Source organism: Paraflavitalea sp., from assembly GCF_059502485.1.
This window is the reverse complement of sequence record NZ_JCACET010000008.1, coordinates 1,394,835-1,416,336: the sequence shown is the minus strand read 5'-3', so window position 1 is coordinate 1,416,336 and position 21,502 is coordinate 1,394,835. Positions and strand designations below refer to the sequence as shown.

Annotated in this window: 17 protein-coding genes and 1 tRNA gene; 11 read left to right on the top strand and 7 right to left on the bottom strand. The window is 45.5% G+C overall.

Translation table 11 applies throughout. The features are described 5' to 3' along the window. Positions 1–27 precede the first annotated feature (27 nt). Both gatA and AC5JBY_RS08590 read left to right on the top strand, forming a co-directional pair. Positions 28–1,479, top strand: coding sequence for an Asp-tRNA(Asn)/Glu-tRNA(Gln) amidotransferase subunit GatA (gatA, locus tag AC5JBY_RS08595; protein WP_495904161.1), 1,452 nt, complete (start codon positions 28–30; stop codon positions 1,477–1,479). Positions 1,480–1,631: 152 nt separating this feature from the next. Then, complete coding sequence (locus AC5JBY_RS08590; RefSeq protein ID WP_495904160.1) at positions 1,632–2,732, top strand: lytic transglycosylase domain-containing protein; 1,101 nt, start codon at positions 1,632–1,634, stop codon at positions 2,730–2,732. A 108-nt stretch (positions 2,733–2,840) separates the two neighbouring features. Here AC5JBY_RS08590 and AC5JBY_RS08585 read toward each other — a convergent pair whose 3' ends face one another. From AC5JBY_RS08585 to AC5JBY_RS08560, 6 genes are all read right to left on the bottom strand, one after another. After that, positions 2,841–4,079, bottom strand: a complete 1,239-nt coding sequence (locus tag AC5JBY_RS08585; RefSeq protein WP_495904159.1) for an anthranilate synthase component I family protein — start codon at positions 4,077–4,079, stop codon at positions 2,841–2,843. 87 nt (positions 4,080–4,166) lie between these two features. Then, positions 4,167–4,640, bottom strand: a complete 474-nt coding sequence (locus AC5JBY_RS08580) for a hypothetical protein (RefSeq protein ID WP_495904158.1) — start codon at positions 4,638–4,640, stop codon at positions 4,167–4,169. A 220-nt stretch (positions 4,641–4,860) separates the two neighbouring features. After that, positions 4,861–6,123: an adenylosuccinate synthase gene (locus AC5JBY_RS08575; RefSeq protein ID WP_495904157.1), complete on the bottom strand. Its 1,263-nt coding sequence runs from the start codon at positions 6,121–6,123 to the stop codon at positions 4,861–4,863. Positions 6,124–6,321: 198 nt separating this feature from the next. Further along, complete coding sequence (locus AC5JBY_RS08570; RefSeq protein ID WP_495904156.1) at positions 6,322–7,626, bottom strand: RagB/SusD family nutrient uptake outer membrane protein; 1,305 nt, start codon at positions 7,624–7,626, stop codon at positions 6,322–6,324. A gap of 18 nt (positions 7,627–7,644) precedes the next feature. Beyond that, positions 7,645–10,593, bottom strand: a complete 2,949-nt coding sequence (locus tag AC5JBY_RS08565; RefSeq protein ID WP_495904155.1) for a SusC/RagA family TonB-linked outer membrane protein — start codon at positions 10,591–10,593, stop codon at positions 7,645–7,647. Positions 10,594–10,955: 362 nt separating this feature from the next. Continuing rightward, positions 10,956–13,184 carry a RelA/SpoT family protein gene (locus tag AC5JBY_RS08560; protein WP_495904154.1) on the bottom strand — a complete coding sequence of 743 codons (2,229 nt, stop codon included), beginning with the start codon at positions 13,182–13,184 and terminating at the stop codon, positions 10,956–10,958. A gap of 167 nt (positions 13,185–13,351) precedes the next feature. Between AC5JBY_RS08560 and AC5JBY_RS08555 the strand changes: the two genes are divergently transcribed. From AC5JBY_RS08555 to AC5JBY_RS08540, 4 genes are all read left to right on the top strand, one after another. Beyond that, a tRNA-Leu gene (locus AC5JBY_RS08555) sits at positions 13,352–13,433 on the top strand. 279 nt (positions 13,434–13,712) lie between these two features. After that, positions 13,713–14,210 carry a hypothetical protein gene (locus tag AC5JBY_RS08550; RefSeq protein ID WP_495904153.1) on the top strand — a complete coding sequence of 166 codons (498 nt, stop codon included), beginning with the start codon at positions 13,713–13,715 and terminating at the stop codon, positions 14,208–14,210. Positions 14,211–14,280: 70 nt separating this feature from the next. After that, positions 14,281–15,363 (top strand): sensor histidine kinase, encoded by a 1,083-nt coding sequence (locus tag AC5JBY_RS08545; RefSeq protein ID WP_495904152.1) that lies wholly within the window; start codon positions 14,281–14,283, stop codon positions 15,361–15,363. Then, positions 15,360–16,079 (top strand): LytR/AlgR family response regulator transcription factor, encoded by a 720-nt coding sequence (locus AC5JBY_RS08540; RefSeq protein ID WP_495904151.1) that lies wholly within the window; start codon positions 15,360–15,362, stop codon positions 16,077–16,079. The genes AC5JBY_RS08545 and AC5JBY_RS08540 overlap by 4 nt, the downstream gene beginning before the upstream one ends. A gap of 421 nt (positions 16,080–16,500) precedes the next feature. Here AC5JBY_RS08540 and AC5JBY_RS08535 read toward each other — a convergent pair whose 3' ends face one another. Then, complete coding sequence (locus AC5JBY_RS08535) at positions 16,501–16,710, bottom strand: hypothetical protein (protein WP_495904150.1); 210 nt, start codon at positions 16,708–16,710, stop codon at positions 16,501–16,503. Between the two features lie 119 nt (positions 16,711–16,829). Between AC5JBY_RS08535 and AC5JBY_RS08530 the strand changes: the two genes are divergently transcribed. The 5 genes from AC5JBY_RS08530 to AC5JBY_RS08510 all read left to right on the top strand — a co-directional run bounded on the left by AC5JBY_RS08530 (position 16,830) and on the right by AC5JBY_RS08510 (position 21,490). Further along, entirely contained in the window at positions 16,830–17,564 is a 735-nt protein-coding gene (locus tag AC5JBY_RS08530) for a helix-turn-helix domain-containing protein (protein ID WP_495904149.1), read from the top strand. Positions 17,565–17,634: 70 nt separating this feature from the next. Next, positions 17,635–18,450: a universal stress protein gene (locus AC5JBY_RS08525; RefSeq protein WP_495904148.1), complete on the top strand. Its 816-nt coding sequence runs from the start codon at positions 17,635–17,637 to the stop codon at positions 18,448–18,450. A gap of 194 nt (positions 18,451–18,644) precedes the next feature. Further along, complete coding sequence (tig, locus tag AC5JBY_RS08520; protein WP_495904147.1) at positions 18,645–20,024, top strand: trigger factor; 1,380 nt, start codon at positions 18,645–18,647, stop codon at positions 20,022–20,024. 177 nt (positions 20,025–20,201) lie between these two features. Next, positions 20,202–20,450 (top strand): hypothetical protein, encoded by a 249-nt coding sequence (locus AC5JBY_RS08515; protein WP_495904146.1) that lies wholly within the window; start codon positions 20,202–20,204, stop codon positions 20,448–20,450. A gap of 344 nt (positions 20,451–20,794) precedes the next feature. Then, a complete protein-coding gene (locus AC5JBY_RS08510) occupies positions 20,795–21,490 on the top strand; it encodes a ClpP family protease (protein ID WP_495904145.1) in 696 nt (231 codons plus the stop codon). Positions 21,491–21,502 lie beyond the last annotated feature (12 nt).

The window sequence follows — 21,502 nt, the reverse complement described above, 5'->3', positions numbered from 1 at the left end:
TTGTTTTCTCAAAGCCGGCTACAGGATTTGTTTACCTACGAATCAATAACCAACTACCATGCTGATCTGTTGAACGGCACTACCACTTGCGTAGCTGCAGTACAGCATTATTTGCACAACATCGGGCAGAAACGGCACCTCAATGCCTTCCTCCAGGTTTATACCGAAGAAGCATTACAACAGGCAGCCGCACTCGATGCAAAACGTGCTGCCGGTCAGCCAATGGGCAAGCTCCATGGAGTAGTCATCGCCCTGAAAGATGTGATCTGTTATAAAGACCACCCCGTTTCAGCAGCTTCAAAGATCCTGCAAAACTTCACCTCCGTTTATAATGCAACAGCCGTAGAGCGGCTCCTCGCCGAAGAGGCTATTATTATAGGTAATACCAACTGCGACGAGTTCGCGATGGGTTCCACCAACGAGAACTCCGCCCACGGCAAGGTCCTCAACGCCTTGGATGAAACCCGGGTACCCGGCGGATCCTCTGGCGGGTCGGCAGTAGCCGTCCAGGCCTCCTTATGCATGGTAAGCTTGGGAAGCGATACAGGCGGCTCAGTAAGGCAGCCAGCCGATTTCTGCGGCATCGTAGGCCTGAAGCCTACCTATGGCCGTATCTCGCGCTATGGCCTTATAGCCTATGCCTCCTCCTTCGACCAGATCGGCATCTTCGCCAATAACGTCCCCGACGTATCCCTTCTATTAGAAGTGATGGCCGGCGCCGACGAGTACGACAGCACGGTATCACCCGCTGAAGTACCCTCTTATTCAACCGCAACCAATTCATTACCAGCCACTTTAAAGATTGCCTATTTCAAGGAGGCACTGGAAAGCCCCGCGCTGGACAATGAAATAAGGAACAATATCCTGGGCCTCATCGACAAGCTCAGGGCCGATGGACACACCGTAGAAGCAGTCGATTTCGAGTACCTCGACTACATCGTACCCACCTATTACGTACTCACCACAGCCGAAGCATCCTCCAATCTTTCCCGCTTCGACGGGGTCAAATACGGCTACCGGACCCAAAATGTGGATAAAAACCTGCCCTTAACAGAATTTTATAAGACCAGCCGATCTGACGGTTTTGGCTGGGAGGTCAAACGTCGTATAATGCTCGGCACCTTCGTTTTGAGCGCGGGTTATTACGATGCCTATTTTACGAAGGCCCAGCAGGTAAGACAACTACTGGTCGAAAAGACCAATTTGGTATTCAATAACTTCGACGCGATCATTCTACCCACCGCTCCTTCCCCCGCTTTTAAGCTCGGCGAAAAGATGGACGACCCCATCGCCATGTATTTAGCTGACATTTTTACAGTTTTTTCCAACCTAACCGGCATTCCCGGCATCTCAATCCCGCTTTTTTGGCACAGTAATGGCATGCCTTATGGGCTGCAGATTATGACAAACCGATTTCGCGAATTATCTTTGCTCCAGCTATCCCAACAGTGGATGCAGCAGTATAGGTTCGCCGGTTAACATGAAAGGCCCTAATTAATCGACTCCCGGCGTCATAATTTGTACTGCACCCTTTTCCTTCTATCCTATCAAAGACAATCCCGTTCCTATTTAAAACATCATCCGTTTAATCCATACCTGAGAGTCGGCATTGTTGTGCTAAAAAAACGATGATGAAAAGAAAGCTAGTTTATGCCAGCATTTTTAGTCTGGTGTGGTTACTAATGGCATTTGATACAGGTGGTAAGAAAAAGACTACCTCCAACCAAAAGTCAGCAGCCAAATCAACACAGGCCAGAAAAGTAAAGGCCAGAATTGTACTTGTTGACACCATTCAGTCGCCTGCAAAGGCAGATTCTATGGCCGATCCGGGTTTCAAATCCCTGTTCGAAACAAATTCGAGCGTGCGGTTGAACCCCCGGGCCATCACCTTTGTGCAGGACTATATGGAAAAGAATACAGAAGACCTCCTCGAAATTAAAGAATGGGGACTCCCTTACTTTAATATGATGGAAAGTATTCTGAGCAAGTATGGTTTACCTACGGAATTGAAATACCTCGCCGTTATCGAGTCCAGGCTGAAGCGTTCAGCAGTGTCCTGGGCAGGTGCAGTAGGTCCCTGGCAGCTGATGCCCGCCACTGCCCGCATCCTTGGGTTGAAAGTAACCCGTGGTAAAGATGAGCGTACAGACTATTATAAGAGTACACACGCTGCTGCCAAATACCTGAAAGATCTGTATACAGAGTTTGGCGACTGGTTGCTGGTAATCGCAGCCTATAACGGTGGTCCCGGTAATGTATACAGCGCTATCCGTAAAAGCGGTAGCCGTAACTTCTGGAACCTGCAGTATTACCTGCCGGCCGAATCACGGACACACGTTAAGAAGTTTATCGGTACACACTATATATTTGAAGGTCAGGGTAGTGTAACTACTTTAACCAAGGCCGAAGCTACCGAGCAAATGGGTGTAACAGCCACTTACCTGCTGCGCAGGGACATTTCGACCCAAGAGCTGAGCCAGGCAAAAAGCGTAACAGTTTCCGGTAAATACCATTCATCTGTTATCGCCCGTCACATCGCTATGGACCAGGCCACTTTTGCCAAGTGGAACCCTGATTTCGATAAGAAAATGGCCAGTGCAGACAACGCTTACGAACTGAAACTGCCTGCCGACAAGATGGAACTGTTCCAGGCTAATAAATATGCTATCCTGAACGAGTCAGTACAAATGATGCTCAGCGGAGCAACCGTAGCTACCAAAGAAACCAAATAGATAATAATACTTACACAAAAGGGTGAATCGCCAAAAGCGGTTCACCCTTTTTCTATGATAGCCAGCCGCGAACTGCTAGCCTTATCAACCTATTAACTTTTCAACCTGTCACCCTTCCCCCAGCACACGCTTGATCGCCGCCGCCTTCCACAGACACTCTTCATACTCCCCTTCCGGGTCGCTGTAAAAAGTGATACCCGAACCAGCCTGGAAAGAAAGATAGCGGTCGGCAGCATTATACAACACACTCCTTATCACCACATTAAAGTCGAAGTCGCCACCGGGCGTTATATACCCCACCGAGCCGGAAAACACCCCTCGCTTTGTTTGCTCATACTGCTCGATCAGTTCCATCACCCGCCGCTTGGGCGCCCCGGTCATAGATCCCATGGGGAAAGTATTGCTGATAGCATCAATAAAATGAACATCCTTCCGCAACTGGCCACTAACCGTAGAGATCATCTGATGCACCTGCGGAAAACTATAAACACCAAACAACTCATCCACCTGCACACTGCCCTCTTCACACACCTTCGAAAGATCATTCCTCACCAGGTCTACCACCATCACATTCTCCGAACGGTCTTTGGCACTATTATATAACTGCTCTTTGTTTTGTTGATCAGCTCGCCGATTATGAAGGTCTCTCTGCAAGGTACCCTTCATGGGTTGTGAGAACAGACGATTACCCTCCTTTTTGAGGTAACGCTCAGGACTGGCACAGACCAGATAGCGGTCTTCCACCTTATAAAAAGCGGCGAATGGATTGGGCGAAGCGTTGCCCAATGATAAGTATACAGAAAGAGGATCTACTATTGCATCAGTAGCATAAAACTCCTGGCAGAAGTTGATTTCGTAACAGTCCCCTCGTAAGATATGTTGCTGTAAAGCACGGATCACCTCCAGGTATTCATTCCGCTCAATCCGTGGACGAATAACCAAAGCTGGCCCGGCAGATTGCGGAGCTGGCAAAGAGGCAGTAATGATTTGCTGGTAAATAGCAGCCTGGTCTTCATGAAATGAACCAATGCTGATGGCGTCCTCATTCAACTGAATGACAACCTCCGGCACAAAGAAAAACAAGTCAGGAAAACCGATTCGATCGGGGTGTTGACTGGTCAGCGGCTCCAGTTCATTCTTTAGGTCATATCCGAGGTGACCAAACACCCAATCAGTGTGCTTTTCGTAAAAGGCTTTTAGCTGTGTAAAGGCATCGTTGCCGGCATTCACCGTTAGAGAGTGAGCAGCGCCAGCGCCAAGCAAACATTCAAAACGATGGAGTGAAGAAGGATATAACTGGTTGTCCAGCAAACAACAAATGTTGAACCGGTTGCACCAGTTCAACATTTGCAATTTCGTTTGCTGAAAATCTTTTATTGGGAAAGAAGTGAAACGTCTGTTCACACTTGCGGTAGCGCTCAGGTACGCTGTTAATTAAAAATCATCTTCTTCGTCATCGAAGCCACCACGATCATTGAAAAGATCCATGTCCTTGAACTCATCATCGAGGCCAAGATCATCATCATCTTTTCCTTTTTTGCCTGCGCCCGCACCACTGCCACCGCCGGAGCCAGCCTTCTTGGTCTTCGACTTGGGTAAGTCAAACTCTTCGAAGTCAGGATCCCACTCCTCTTCCTCTTCAGGCTTATCCCAATCATCTACTTCATCCTCATCGGCGTCATCATCGTCATCATCATCGTCACCATCTTCATCTTTGCTCTTTTTAGCAGATGCTTTAGTAGCGCCCTTCTTGGCTTTGGGGGTAGTTTCCTCATCATCCTCAAGGTCTTCATCATCCTCATCTTCCTCTTTCTTAGGTTTTGAAGAGGCTTTCTTAGGAGTTTCCTTAGAAGACTTTGGTGCAGGGCTGCCGCCGGTCTTTTTTTCTTTGTCAGATTTTGCTGCCATTGTCTGGTAAGATTATGCTGTAAATTTCAGCGAAGTTTTCAATTCGCCAAACTTTTTTATTAAAAAATTTTACTTGTAAAACGATACCTGAAAGTACTTATAATAAAACCATAATTTCCCTGATCCCCTCAATGATCTTCATCAACAACCAGACCGGGTTTTATTACACAATAGTAAGATACATAGCCTTCACCAAGAAACAAATATTTCAAGAGAAATACTATATTTCTATCAACTGATCCCTGCCTGGCCCATTGGAAACATAAGCCACTTTTACACCCAGGTATTCGTCAATGAAATCTACATATTGCTTCATTACTTCGGGCAGCTGGGAAGCCTTCTTCAGACTGGTAACATCCTGCTTCCAGCCCTTGAATGATTTCAGTTCAGGCTCGATAGCAACCTTAGTCATCTGGAAAGGAACCTGGTTGGTCTTCTCACCATTAACTACGTAGGAAGTACACACTTTCAGCTCGTCAAACGCGTCCAGTACGTCAGCCTTTGTCATGACCAGCTTGGTTACACCATTTACCATACAGGCAAAGTTGAGGGCCACCAGGTCGATCCAGCCACAACGGCGGGGACGTCCGGTAGTAGCACCAAATTCATTGCCAATACGGCGAAGCTCTTCACCCATATCATCGTGCAGCTCGGTAGGGAAAGGACCACTGCCCACTCGGGTACAATAAGCTTTGGTAACACCAATAACATCCTTGATCTTTTGCGGAGCTATACCCAATCCGGTACATACGCCGGCAGAGATCGTATTGGAAGAAGTAACGAAAGGGAATGTACCGAAGTCCACATCCAGCATACTGCCTTGTGCACCTTCAGCCAGCACCTTCTTACCCTGACGGATTTTGTCATTAATGAAATACTCACCATTCACGATCTTGAACTGACGCATAAATTCGATGGCGTCAAAGAACTCCTCTTCCCAGGCAGAGATATCCTCATGGAAGTTCATGCTGTCCAGCAGCTTTTGGTGCTTCAGGCGCAGCTTGATGTATTGAGTAGTGAAGCTCTTGTCGAGCAGATCACCCACCCGCAGGCCATTACGGCCGGTCTTATCCATATAGGCTGGTCCGATACCTTTCAAGGTAGAACCGATCTTCTCATTGCCTTTCTGTAACTCTGAAGCCTTATCCAGCGCCCGGTGAGTAGGCAGGATCAAGTGTGTTCTTTCAGAGATATATAAGTTTTTACGATAATCAACACCAAACGCTTTTACCTTATCGCACTCATTGCGCAGCGTCACGGCATCCAATACCACACCATTACCGATCAGGTTGGTAGTATTTTCATGAAAAATGCCCGAAGGGATCTGGTGCAATACAACTTTCTTATCATTTACATACAGGGTATGACCTGCATTGGGACCTCCCTGAAAACGAGCAATAACATCGTAGGAAGGAGCAAAGTAATCCACAATTTTCCCTTTGCCTTCATCGCCCCACTGAAGACCTAATAAAACATCAACCATCTATCTGAGTATTTGTATGATTTGCTGAACCCGTTAAGCAACGGGAGGGCAAAAATAGGCGAATGTGGCAAAAGCCGGAAATAAAATAAGCAGGCCTTTTGAACACAAAAAAATGCCGGGAAGACAACAAGGCAGAAAGCAATACCACTCAATTACTTCCCACCTTGCCATCTTCCCGGCAGGCTAATTATCAACTATTTAGTTCTCTGTAAAAGGCAGTGGGAACTTATCCCACACATCATCTCCCACCCTATCGAGTGGCAATTGATTCAGACGATTATACCGGCGCATGTCTACCCACCGGTGGCCCTCAAAAAATAAAGAATATCTGCGTTGGAACAACATTTCCGTAGTAAAGGCAACTTGTGAAATAACACCCGCATAAGGTGTCAGATTATGACCTGTCCTGATTCTGTCCAGGGCAACTTTCGCATCAGGCAGTTGATTCAATCCAATTTTGGCCTCTGCATAGATCAGTATCAACTCCTCATTCCGGATGATCGGCATAGGCGCTGTACTGGAAGTATACACCCACACATCACGATTACTGGTCAGGTTATCCAGCGAAGCTGCTGAGGTCCTCAACGTTGCTTTGGCAATCCTGTCATCCCCCGGAATAAGATCAGTAGCAAAAGAAGGATGTGCCAACCGCACCTCGCCATTACTATTCTGTGGAAAGAAAGTAAGGTTCAATTGATCATTTGGACCGGTAGAATAAACATGAAACACACCCTTACTAAATGCGCCATTCAGATCGAAGAAAGATTCATTCAAAGCAGTCAAAGCAGCAGCCCACTGCTGACGGTACACAGCTACCCGCGCAGCCAGCGCACGGTTGAACTGCAGAAGACCAGCTGCAGTCTTAAATCCTTCAAACCCTGCAGAAAGCGTATAAGCAATGGTAGAACCTGTAAGGTCAGTTTTGGCTTCATCCAGCATATTAGCAATAGCCGTGAGCGATTCAGGATGCCCCACTACAGGCCCCAGATTGTCAGGATCACTTACCTCTATGCGAACACCATTGGTATAAGCCAGATTCAGGTTCAGCAACAACTGATAAGCCTTGATGGTCTTGGCAAAACCGAGGTACCCCTTTCTTTCCTCTGCTGTGATCAGAGAAGAATTGGTGGCAGCCTGGATCAGGATATTACAATTCTTCACTACGCGGTAACGTCCATTCCAGGGATTGGTTAAATAAAAAGTATTGTTATCCAGTACAGCAGTACCACCACCTAACAAGTCAGTAGTATAACGTGGCTCTGAGCCTGCAAAACGATACATCTCACGACCGATCATACCTACATCATCCAGGTAAAAATCCATCAAATTACGCATACCTGATTCTGTTCCGGTAACTACGTTATTCAGCTGAGGTTTAGAGGCATTGGCCAACAAATCCTCAATCGTAGATCCGTTCAAACTTCCGATCTCCTTCTTGCACGAGAACAGCAACACCACTCCGGCAAGCAGGCAATATATATGAACAATGAATTGCTTCTTCATGATAGATAATTTTTGTTGTTAGAAATCAACCAGCACGTGAAAAGTAGCCCGCTTGGAAGCTGGGAAAGGCATTACATCCACACCAGTAGAAAAGCCGGTACCGAAGTTGGACACTTCAGGATCATAATTCACATACTTGGTGCTGGTGAAATAATTGTTGGCCGAAACACCTACCCGAAGGCTCTTCACGAAGTTCACCGGCAGCTTACCAACAGTGTAATACAGCGCCACTTCACGCAAACGCAGATAACCGGCATCCTGCACAAAGTGACGGGCCGATGTGCCCACCTGTCCTATACGGGCAGGTCCTTTGGCATTGCCATCCTTGTCCAGGTCATCATAGTCAGGCGTCGTACTGCCAAGGTCAGTCAACAACTGGCTCAGGTTGATCACATCACCCTTATGTTTCCAATGAAATAACCAACGCAGACTGAAGTTTTTCAGGAAGGTCACTTCGTTAAACCAGTTCATCTGGAACCTTGGTTCAGAATCACCCAGCTTTACCACACCATTGGCTCCATCGATACCTACGATCTGCGTAGCCGTCTTGCCCTCTTCAATCATGAATGTGCTCAACGTATTACCAAATGCACCCAACACTACAGGATCTATATCAAGTCTGGTCACCCTCGAACGGTTCAACCAGAAGTTGACAGTCGTATTCCAGCGAATGTCCTTGTTGGATACAGGCTGCGCGTTAACACTGATCTCTAAACCCCTGTTGCGGATATTACCTGCATTCACCCATTCATTGGAGAAACCGGTAGAACCAGGCGTAGGACGTTGCAACAGGAAATCCTTGATCCGCTTCTCATACACACTGATCTCGAAATTGAGGCGGCTGTTCAACACACTGAAGTCAATACCTGCTTCCAGCTCAGAAGTACGCTCTGGCGCAATATTGGGCGAACCACGCAGCGTGCTCACCAACAGACCGATAGTACCATCGATATTGAAGATATTCATAGTGGTGAACTTGCTGCCAAAGGCAGGGAAGTTACCCGCCTGACCATAAGCGGCCCGTATCTTAAGGTTATTGAAAAGATCGCCCTTCCAGAAATCCATATTGGTCAGGTTCCAGGACAAACCGGCTTTTGGATAAGCGTAATATTTATTGGGATCACCATTATTGGTAGATTTATCAAAACGAACGCCCGCAGTAAGTGTAATGGCATCAATAAGCCCTACTTCTTCCTGAACGAAAATACCATTGTCCTGATACTTGTTGCGAAGCTGAGTAGATGTCAAAGCACTGGCCTGATCTACGCTCGTTTGATTAGCCACCGTTTTAGTAGCCACATTCAGCAGGTTGTTATAATCACCCTGTTCCTGCGTAATACCAGCCGAAGTAGTAAAACTGATATCTTCAGAAGGTGCAAAATTATTCACCAGCGAAAGAATATAATTCGCATTCAGGCTCCTGGTAAAACCTTGCACATTGGTACCCTGCACCACTTGTTGAAACTGCAGCGAGTTGGGAAATAGCGCAGTTGTTTTAAGACTATAAAAATCGATACCGCCACGGCCAATAAACCGGGTGGTAGACTTGCCTGACTTTTGGAAGATGGCGTCCACATTGATACCAGTTACAAAACGGTCTACCGCTTCATTATTGGTTACCAAATCCCTTGTTTCAATGGGATTCGAGGCACTGAAAGCATTTCGGGGATAATTACCCAGCGCATCGGGATGCAGCTCTGTAAAATTAGGAGTAGAAGAAAGCGCAACACCCAGCGTCACAGAGTTATTATCATTATTGGTCAGCGACCGGTCGGCAGAAGAATTAATGTAATTGGCGCTTATACCAATCTTTATATTATCACTCAACCGGTGATCTAAATTCAACCGCAAACTGCTGTTCCTGTAGCCGGTTCTTTTAACGATACCCTCTTCGTCCTTCTGGGAAGCAGAAAAATAAAAAGAAGTTTTTTCACCACCACCACTTACACTCAATGAACTGTTGCGGGTGAAACCAGTTTCACCATACAATTCTTTTTCATAGTCATAGATCTTGCCTGCAGCCTGAGCATTCAGAAACTCCTGCCTTATTGCAGCACGACGCGCAGCATTACTGCCACCCAGCGCCTCAGCCCTGTCAGCCGTCCAGGTCCTTGACCCCAATAGCTTTCGCACCTTCACAAAGCCAAGGTCCTGCGCAAAGCTCACCTTCGTTTGTCCTGCTTTACCACGCTTGGTAGTGATCAGCACCACGCCGGCGGCAGCTTTGGAACCATAGATGGCAGCAGCAGAAGCACCTTTCAGAATTTCGATATTCTCGATATCCTCTGGCCGAAGATCCGCAATACGGCTGGAGGGGTTATCCTGGTTAGAAGCGTTACCACCTCTGGCAGCTGCTGTTACTGTATTCAGGCCTGCAGGCGTAGCTGTATTATCTACAAATACGCCATCCACTACAAACAAAGGCTGCGTATTACCAAATACAGAAGTCACACCTCGCAGTTTGATGGATATACCACCACCAGGCGCACCCGAATTGGCATTTATATAGGCGCCAGTTACTTTACCATTCATGGCAGCATCCAATGTTTGAGCAGGTGCCCCACCTGTCAACTCTTTATTGGATATGGTAGCCACCGCGTTGGCCAAGTTTCTTCTTTTTACACTGGTGGCAAGACCAGTTACGATCACCTCATCCAACCTGCCCACGTCTTCCGACATTTTAATGGACAACGTAGCATTGGAAGAACTTACTTGTATGGACTGTGATTTAAAACTGATAGCAGAGATCTCTAAAGTACCCCCACTACCGGGAACAGTCAGGCTAAATTTTCCAGTTACATCTGAAGAAGTGCCAAGATTAGAGTTTCTAAGCTTGATGGAAGCGCCAGGGATGGCGTTACCGGAAGCGTCGGTGATAGTGCCTGTCACCGGGACCTGCGCCCATAGTATAGTAGGGAGCGCAACGGTCATGAACACAAGCAATGCTTGCTTCAAAATTTGTCTCATGCTGGTGAAGCTTTTTGGTTTTAGAATATGTGTTTATAAAGGAACAGTTCGGGCAATAGAATACTTACCCGGTACCTGTTTCAGGTACGGACACGGCACGGCTTAGGTTATGAGGGGAGGGTGAATGTAGGTTGGAGAGATGTCACGTCTGGGAAGAAATTACGAATCCGGTCTGTTATTCGGAGCTGGTCTCATGTTGTTTTGGTTTGGTTTCAAAATGTATTTTCTCTAAAAGGACCAATGCTTATGACAAATGGAATTTGTTATAAGCTGCATAGGTTATACAGATTGGAGAGGGTGTAAAGGTGTGCTTGTATAACTATAACCAGAATACTAAGATAGGGAAATATTTTACTTGATAATTAGTTCTCGGTATCGTATCGATCAACTGTTTCAATACCAGGCAATCGTTTAAGACGTTCTACCAGTTCATCCAGCTCATCCTTATCATGAACGTACACTTTTACGTTGCCATAGAACAGGCCATCCCTGGCTTCGATCGTCATCGCATTGATGTTGATCTTCATTTCGCCCGAGATTAGGTTGGTGATTTTATGAATTACACCCACATCATCGATACCTACGATCTTAAGACCAGTCAGGAAGGAGATTTCCTTATTGCGCGCCCACTTGGTTTTTACCACCCGGTGGCCATAATTCGACAATAGCTTGGTGGCATTGGGGCAATTAGTGCGGTGAATAGTAAGTCCTTTACCAGTAGTAACAAAGCCAAATACGTCATCGCCCGGAATAGGCTTACAACAATTGGCCAGTGTATATACGATCTTATCGCTGCTTTCGCCGAATATGATCAATTCAGCATCCTTTTTAGGCAGCGTAGTTTGCTCAGGCTTGTGCTCTATTACCGGCCTCACAGGCTTGGGAGGCTCCAGCTTATCGCCAAGAACCTGAAAATCTTTCAGTTCCTTAAGATCAATAGCCTTGATGGAGATCTGATAATAAAGATCCAGGGGAGATTGCAGCTTATAAAAAACAGTCAGCACATCGATATTGTGCTGATTAAAGGCAGCACCCATCCCCTCCACCTTGCGTTGCAAGGTATACTTACCCTCATCGGCTACCTTACGCTTCTCTTCTTTCAGCGCATCCTTGATCTTGGTTTTGGCTTTAGCCGTCACCACGATATTGATCCAGTCTTCCGAAGGCTTTTGCTTGGCAGAAGTAATGATCTCCACCTGGTCGCCACTACGCAGCTTATGACTGATCGGCACCAGCTTATGATTGACCTTAGCGCCAATACATTGCGACCCCACCGCACTGTGAATAGAGAAAGCAAAATCAAGCGCCGTAGAACCCACAGGCAGCATCTTCACATCACCCTTCGGAGTATATACATAGATCTCTTCTGCCAGGAAACTTGTCTTGAAGTCTTGCAGGAAATCGATAGAATCATTATCGGGGTTGTTCAACACTTCCCGTATTTGCTGGAACCATTTGTCGAAACGGCTCTCATCATTAGTACCCTCTTTGTACTTCCAGTGCGCAGCCAGACCCTTTTCGGCAATCTCATTCATACGCTTCGTACGAACCTGCACTTCCACCCATTTACCCTGGGGTCCCATCACCGTGGTGTGCAGCGCTTCGTAACCATTCGACTTGGGATTACTAAGCCAGTCGCGTAAACGTTCCGGCGAAGGCGTATATTCATCAGTAATAATAGAATACACCTTCCAGCAAGCTTCTTTTTCTTTCTCAGGAGTTGTATTGAGAATGACGCGGATAGCAAAGAGATCATACACCTCTTCAAAAGCCACCCCTTTCTTCTTCATCTTGTTCCAGATAGAGTGAATACTCTTAGGACGGCCATATATTTCGAAATCAAGATTGATCTTCTCCAGCTTCTCCTTGATAGGACGAATAAACTCATTAATGTACCGCGACCTTTCCCTTTTCGTCTCAGCCAGCTTACGGGCTATCTCACGATAAGCTTCCGGCTCCAGATACTTCATGGAAAGGTCTTCCATCTCCGTCTTGATATTGTACAGACCCATGCGGTGTGCCAGCGGGCCATACACATATACAGTTTCGGAAGCGATCTTCAATTGCTTTTCCCGCTTCATACTATCCAGCGTGCGCATATTGTGCAGCCGGTCACTCAGCTTGATAAGAATAACACGGGGATCATCCGTTAGCGTAAGCAATATCTTCTTGAAGTTCTCGGCCTGTTGGGAGGCGTTTACATCGATCACATTAGATATCTTGGTCAACCCGTCTACGATCCGGGCGATCTCAGACCCAAACTCACGTTCAATATCTTCGAGCGTAATATCAGTGTCTTCTACAGTATCATGCAGCAGGGCGCAAATAGTAGAACGTATACCCAGACCAATCTCTTCCACGCCAATACGGGCCACAGCCAGCGGGTGAAGAATATAAGGCTCCCCACTCTTACGACGCATGGTTTTATGTGCATCCGCGGCCATCTCGAAGGCACGGCGCAACAATTCCTTATCGCCCGGCTTCAGTTTGGACTTCAACGAACGTAACAAAGCACGGTATTCACGGAGTATCAGCTTCTTTTCCTGCTCCTCATTCAAATTATATTTCGGTATCGCGGCTACAGTATCCATATTCCTATTCAAACGAATTTACATTAAAAGAAAGTGTTTTCCTGTTTTCTCTTAAAACTCCTACTTTTGCACTCCCTTGCAACATTTCAGGATTCTCCCGACTTAATCGGCTCAAATATGCAGCAATATAAGTCATTGATAAGAAGAATCTTACATCTTGCAAAAAGGCGGATGTGGCGAAACTGGCAGACGCACTAGACTTAGGATCTAGCGGGGTGACCCATGTAGGTTCGATTCCTATCATCCGCACAGTTTAAAAAAGAACAGGTGACTCCGGTCACCTGTTTTTTTATTCCCGGAATCCTCCTTTTACTGATCAAAAAGTATGCTTATCCTGTCAACACCGCTTTTTGTCTGCAGGAATGTCATTTCCTCTCCTTTCCCAACACTAAAACATACCACAAACGCCGGCTTTGTACCGGTCAAACCCCTATTGGTGTAACGTTTTTCAGCCTGCCCGCTGCCTGTTATAAGTTTGGTTTCAGAACAGCAAACAACCTGATTCTATCACCAAAAAAAACAAACACCATGTCCAGATTAATGCTCCCCTTCGTCTTATTGATCAGCCACCTTTTACTGATCAACCAAACTACTGCCGCCCGCAACACCGACGGCCATACATACAGCAAGCCCGCATTGCTCAGTATTAACACAATTGCCCGTACCTCGAGCGATTCCAGTCCAGTTAGGTTTGATACCCCCGACGGTCACCACACCGTACAAATGATCATCCCCACCAAAACAGTCTGTCGCCAAAGGATCAACACCTTCTTCATTGTTGCCATACCCGACACCCTGCTTGATCAACCCATAACTAAACCAGCAATATCCGTTACGCCTAAACTCACCGGCGCAACCAATGTTCAGGTAAATAATATCAATATCGGTGGAGGAGCTGATGAACTGGAATTATTACTCAAAACACCCGGTCGCGTTACAAACAATCCCGGTCTCAATGGCCTTGTGAGTATCGCCACTGTTACGGCATATCTTTCCCGATGGGCGACATCCTTCCTCGGTCGCTAACAGCACCATCGACAAAACCAGGAAATAAACAAATATCTTAGAGCCACAGACACTATTCAATATAACATCAGTGATCAAACTACTTCGATATAAAAAAAGATTCTCTTTCTGGAAAGTAGGCGGGGTGGTCCTTGCGCTCAATGGAGGGTTAGCCATCATCAGCCTCCTTTCCATGCTACTGGCGCCCGAATTATTCAGGCACGATATGTACACTCAGTCCTGGTTCTGGCAAAACCAGGCATTGATGGTGATCTATTATAGTTTGTACTATTACTTTTCACTTAACCACTATTACAAACTGATCATTGAAAGAAGAAAATTCTCTGATTATTTGATCGCATCTCTCGTAGCCTCTGTACCCTGCATTGCCTACATGGCCCTGGACGATTACCTGTTTCCTTCTCCCATAACCGGGAAGTTCTCCAATACTAAACCAGGCACTATAGCTTTTAACTACTTCATCAGCCTGTTATTTTACATAGGCTTTAGCCTGCTCATCGCCTATCTGGTTAGCTTGCGCGATGAAAGGAAACAGCGAAAAGTATTGGAAGAACAAAAAAGACAATTGGAAACAGAAAAGACCTATGCCAACCTGAACTTCCTGAAAGCACAGATCAATCCACACTTCCTGCACAACACCCTCAACTTTCTGTATGCCAAATCACTACCCTATTCATCTGAACTATCAGAAGGCATACTTACATTGAGCGATATTATGCGCTATGCACTAAGCGACAATACCAAAGATGGGAAAGCAGCCTTGAAAGACGAAATAGAACATGTACGCAATGTGATCAGGATTCACCAGCTTCGTTTTGACAATAACCTGCACGTCAATTTTGAGGTCAACGGAGTAGTAAATGGAACCACAATTATCCCCTTTGTACTCATCACAATTGTAGAAAACGCCTTTAAGCACGGCGATCTGAAAAGCACCGAATACCCAATCGACATGAAGCTGTACGTAGAAGGTAGCCGCCTACAATTCTATTGCCGTAATAAAAAGAAAAATGGTCCCAAAGAACTATCAACAGGCATCGGCCTGGACAATATCAAAAAACGCCTCGACCTTGCTTATAACAACCAATATTCTCTGGATATAAAAGACGAACACGAACTCTACACCACCCAATTAACCATCCATTCACTATGATACGTTGCCTTATTGTTGACGACGAACAACACGCATTAGATATACTGCTGCATTATATTCAACAAACGCCATTGCTTCAACTGGTTGCCTCCACCACCAACCCGATAGAAGCCCTGCAGGTAGTAGCTACCCAAAAGGTGGACCTGATCTTTCTGGATATACAAATGCCGGAACTATCAGGCATCGACTTCATCCGCTCAATCAATGGTAAATGCAAAGTAATCCTGACCACCGCCTATCCAGAGTTTGCTCTTGAAGGATACGACCTCGATGTAGTGGATTATTTGCTAAAGCCCATTCGTCTGCCGCGCTTCCTGACTGCCGTACAGAAAGCCGCGACAGCATTGAACAACACAAACACAGAATCAGTAAAAGAACAACCGGCAGATGATTACATATTTGTAAAAACCGAGTCAAAAGGCAAGCTCCTGAAGATCGAGCTCGCCGATATAGACTACATCGAAGGCATGAAAAACTATATCGCCATCTACACAGGAGGCAAAAAGACATTAGTATACACCAGCATGAAAGAAATGGAAGAACGCCTCCCCTCCCGGCGATTTATGCGGGTTCACAAATCATTCATCATAGCCATCGATAGGATAACAGGCATAGAAGGCAACCGGGTGCTACTAAAAGGCATTACTGCCGAAATCGTAGCAGGCGAAAGCTACAAAGCCGAACTGATGAAGATTGTAAAAGACAAAATAATATAAGTCATCTATTGCCTCAATGGACTAAAGCACACGTTCCTTAAGCATTCTCGCCACGTTTTTTGGCATAAAACAATAAAAGTCAAATTTGACCTAAAAAATATGCCTGAATTTTGTGCTTCAATTACGACATTTTATATCTTCGCTTTACCAAACTATTTAGAGTTTAATCGTTTCGTTTGATAAAAGAAAAACTTCCACCCGGATGAATGCAGACATTCGGATGCTAAAGACATGTAATTAGACAGCCAATTTTGCCTATAAGCGAAATAGTATTTTAAAGGCAATCCTTACAAGCCGTTCTAAAAGCACAAAATTGAGTCTTGGCAAAGAGATGAAAAAGATAAGTCCTGGAGTTCGCTACTTGAGGATAAGTGAAGTGCTTTGCTCAACTCATTGCAGCACCCATGAATGAATTTGTAGATCATGCAACCAGGATGTCATCAGTATTGAAACCAGTGTGCTCCTTTATGATATCCATGTGAAGTACCGCTGCAGCTGTAAGATGTTTAATACTCTTTTTTCTGATCCATCTCTCGATGGTTTGCACTGTACATCCGTGAGCGATGGCTACTAACCCTTTCAATTTGTAGTTACGCTTCAATGCATCGATTGCTTTTGGGGAGATAATCATACTGTAATTATGTTTTTATTTTATACCTGATAATAAAACACGAACAATTATACACAAACATAGGTCAAATATGACTCATTCACGAACTTTTTGTTCGCCTTTTTTATAAGCCTTCAGAAATGAGTGAATTAAACGCAGTTGCTCTCATTAAGAAAGCAAGAAAAGACAAAGGATGGACACAGGAGAAGGTGGCTGCCATGCTCAACAAGCGATTCAGCCATTACTCAACCAGGCAATATCAAAAACTGGAAGCAGGTGAGTTCCCCGTATATAAAGAACAAGTCATTACAGCACTTGAAGAAATACTCGACATACAAATCAGTGAACTTATTTATGGTCACAAAGTCCAGGAAAGCGACACTCCTTATAATTATACTGATCACCCGCAAGAAATTTCACCATACCGGCCTGGCGAAATTGCCTATGTCTCTGTCATAGCACAAAAAGCATATCCATCCCGCTTTCAAGACCCCACTTTTATCAACAACCTGCCACAAGTACGTTTACCAGATGTTACTGATCAGGGTGAACAATACCGGGTTTTTGAAGTAAAAAAGGATTCCATGGTGCGACAGATCGTAGGTGATTTTCTTATATGCAACAAAATAGAACTTTACCCGCCTTTACATATAATTAACTATGGATTATATACAGTCGTTCACCAATCAAAAGTTGTTATGGGATGGTTGGCAATTAAGGATGCGGGTGATGGACTATTTGTACTGCAAAACCTCGATAGGCGTTCCAATAAACAAATCCTCTTAACCTTAGAAGATATAAAAGAGCTTTGGCTCGCCGAACGCATTATTCATATTATATCACCTGTCACAAGAAGCTTTAATATAGAAATATAAGGTATCTGCTGGCATTGTTTTTATGCATTTTACCAATCAACCTTTGGTAACTTTATACAAACCTGTCAATATGCAAGCGATACTCGTTCCAATAGACTTTTCGCCGGTTTCCCGTAACGCCGCCGTATATGCTGCAGAGTTGGCCCGGCTCTTCAATGCGCGCCTGCTGTTGTTCCACGCCTACATGCTACCCACGCCAGTAAGCGAGGTGCCGTACGTCATGGTCACTGCAGACGAAGTACAACAGGAAAACGAAGCATTCCTGCAAAAGGAAGCAGATCATTTACAGAGTACCTATGGAATACAGGTCGACACCCTGGTAAGGATTGGTATCGCTTCAGATGAGATCAGAGAGATCACTAAAGACCAACCCATCGACCTGATCGTAATGGGCATGAAAGGCGCCGGCGGGCTCGACAAGATCGTTGGCAGTACCACTACCAATGTGATCCGGAAAGTCAGAACACCTGTGCTGATCATCCCGCACGATGCAGGCTACAAACCGGTACAGCATATTACCTATGCCAGCGACTTCAGCTACAAAACCAGCAGCAGCCTTTTCGGTCCACTATTGGAAATAGCCAAAACACTGGGTGCCAAAGTACATATACTACATGTACAGAGAGAGGTGGTAAAAATGGACGAATTGGTGGGCCGCAAAAGCACAGAACGCGCCTTCAGCAACCAGGACCATGAATTTGTGAACGTCACCGACCAGTCCGTTACCCACGGCATTAACGACTACCTGCAGCACCACACCAGCGAACTATTAGTAATGGTAGCCCATACCCATACCTTTTTTGAGCGCATTTTCTCCAAAAGCCGTACTACCGCCATGGCCTATGAAACCAAAATCCCCCTCCTGGTATTGCAGGATAAAGAGTAAACAATAGCTATCACACTGATAATGAACCTATAAAGCCGACGCCACTACGTTGACACGTGACCCTTTTCGGGTTTTCCGCCCCAGCTCCAGGCTCTCTACCCCTGCACTCCGCTCCTAAGACTCCCTGACTTTCTGACTTCAAACTCCGGACTTCAGATTTTTCCGTACTTTTGCACCCCAATAAAAAAAGCACTATGGCAACAGTTACCAGAGAGAATATAGGCCTGCTGAATGACAGGATCACTGTTAAAGTGGCCAAAGAAGACTACCTGCCTTCTTTCGAAAAAGCCCTGAAGAATTATAGCAAAACTGCCAATATACCCGGATTCCGGAAAGGAATGGTGCCTACCGGCATGATCAAAAAAATGCACGGACAGGCCGTTTTCACCGATGAGGTCCTGCGAACAGTAGAAAAACAACTGACTGATTATATGCAGAACGAAAAGCTGGAGATCTTCGCCCAGCCCCTGCCTATGATGGAGAACAACCCCAATCAGTTGAATGTAAATGAACCTTCCGAATACGCTTTTGCTTTTGAAGTAGGTCTGAAGCCTGACTTCCAGGTTGCTAACCTGGGCGCTGAAAAAGCTACTTTTTATAAAGTATCTATTAATGACGAAATGATCAATGAAGAAGTTGATCGCTTGCGTCTGCGTCACGGTAAAATGACCGATCCCGAAACTGTAACCGGCGACGACAACGTACTGAACGTAACCTTCACAGAAACTGACGAAGAAGGCAATGTAGTAGAAGGTGGTATAACCAAAGACAACTCCCTGCTGGTAAAATACTTTGCAGAAGATTTCCGTAAAACACTCCTCGGCAGAAAGAAAGACGACGCCGTTCAAGTACAACTGAGCAAAGCGTTTGACGAAAAAGAAAGAGAGTGGGTATTGGGCGACCTCGGCCTTGATAAGCACGATACAGCCGCTGCCAGCAAGTTCTTCAACATGCTCATCACAAAAGTAGGATTAGTAGAAAAAGCTGAACTCAACGAAGAATTCTTCGAAGCAGCTTTACCCGGCAAAGGCGTTAAAACAGAAGCTGAATTCCGCGATGCGGTAAAAGCAGATATCCAATCATACTGGGACAAACAAAGCAGCAACCACCTGCAACATGAGTTGTACCACGTACTGCTGGATCATACTAAGATCGAGTTCCCCGAAACATTCTTGAAACGTTGGATACAACAAGGTGGAGAAAAGCCAAAGTCTGTTGAAGAAGCAGAACATGAGTTCCCCACATTTGCCAACCAACTTAAGTGGACGCTGATCATCGACAAGCTCGTTCGCGACAACAATATCGATGTAGCTCCCGAAGATCTGCAAGCTTTCGCTAAAAATCAGCTGTTCAGCTACATGGGCATGCCTGGTGGCGGTGAAGAACAACCTTGGGTTGCCGACTATATCAACCGTATGATGCAGGACAGGAAGTTCGTTGAAGATGCATACCACCGCATCCAGACAGAGAAGGTGTTCAACTGGGCTGAAACACAGATCAACGCTACTGAAAAACCAGTAACTGTTGATGAGTTTACCAAAGAGCTGGAAAAGCATCAACATCACCACCATTAATAGGTAAAGTCCTCACAATATACCAAGCCGTCCGTTTACCGGGTGGCTTTTTTGTTTCGTCGATTGCTTAAACATTACCTGCAGGAATACCCGATTGTATATATATTTGAAATCCCTCCAACAAGCTCCATGCAGATCAAAGCTTAACTACCAATATTCACACAGTAGTTACAGCGAATGGAATTACAATACGAAAGAGTTTATGAATCCATATCCGGCGGCTGGGTCGACCTGCATCCATTGCATGGAGCAGATGAATTGCCAGAAAATCTGGAAGTATGCAAAGTGATAGCAGACCATGGAATTAGCGTTGAACTATTACCCTGTCTGCCAGCAAACGAATTTGAACTGAGACAACAATTTCTGCCAGATGTCTTTGGCAATAAAAACCCAGATGTAAGAATTAATGGATTTCTGATTTACTAAAAGCAAAAACTTATTTAAGGTAAGCCGGGAAACTATTTTCAATGATGCTCTATACGAAGAGCTACATTATTTATAAAACAGGGCGGGCGATTACCCTTAAAAGAGTAACCGCCCGTCTGCGTTGGCTTCGGGCCGCAGCCCAATGCAATACAAATATATAAATTAAACATCAACCAACAAAACCGCCTTTTACAACAAATACCTCGCTGCCACCCTTTCCAATTATGTCCGATATCCTCCTCGGCTCTCTCCTGTTTTATGTCGAAATGTCCGATTTTTTATATAGCACGGTAATTGATTTGCCAAATGACTTAAATTGCTCACTAAATCAATAGGAAAAGTCTATGAACCTCAGCAAAGAATTTGAAAAATATGCGGTGAAGCACAGGGGTATCTCCAGCAATACGTTGAATGATTACCAAAAGTACCAGGTAACCAATCTTACGCCCAATATTATTGAAGAACGCCCGATGAACGTAGCCGTAATGGACGTGTACAGCCGCCTAATGATGGACCGGATCATCTTCCTTGGCTACCCCATCAACGACGAAGTAGCCAACATCGTAACCGCCCAGTTATTGTTCCTCGAAAGTACCGACCGTACCCGCGATATCCAGATGTACATCAACTCGCCCGGCGGTAGCGTATACTCAGGCCTCGGCATCTACGATACTATGCAATACATTACTCCCGACGTATCCACCATCTGTATCGGAATGGCGGCCTCTATGGCAGCCGTACTCCTTTGCGCTGGTACCAAGGGTAAGCGTACTGCCCTGAAGCACAGCCGCGTGATGCTGCACCAGCCCAGTGGCGCTATCGGCGGACAAGCAAGCGATATCGAGATTACAGTAAACGAGATCAGGAAGATCAAAAAGAACCTGTACGATATCATCTCCAACCATACCGGAAAAACGCCTAAGCAGGTAGAAAAAGATTGCGAACGCGATTACTGGCTCACCTCTTTGGAAGCCAAAGATTACGGTCTGGTAGACGAAGTGTTGCTCATCAACCCACGTAAAGAGAAAAAAGAAGACTAACCACAAATAGCT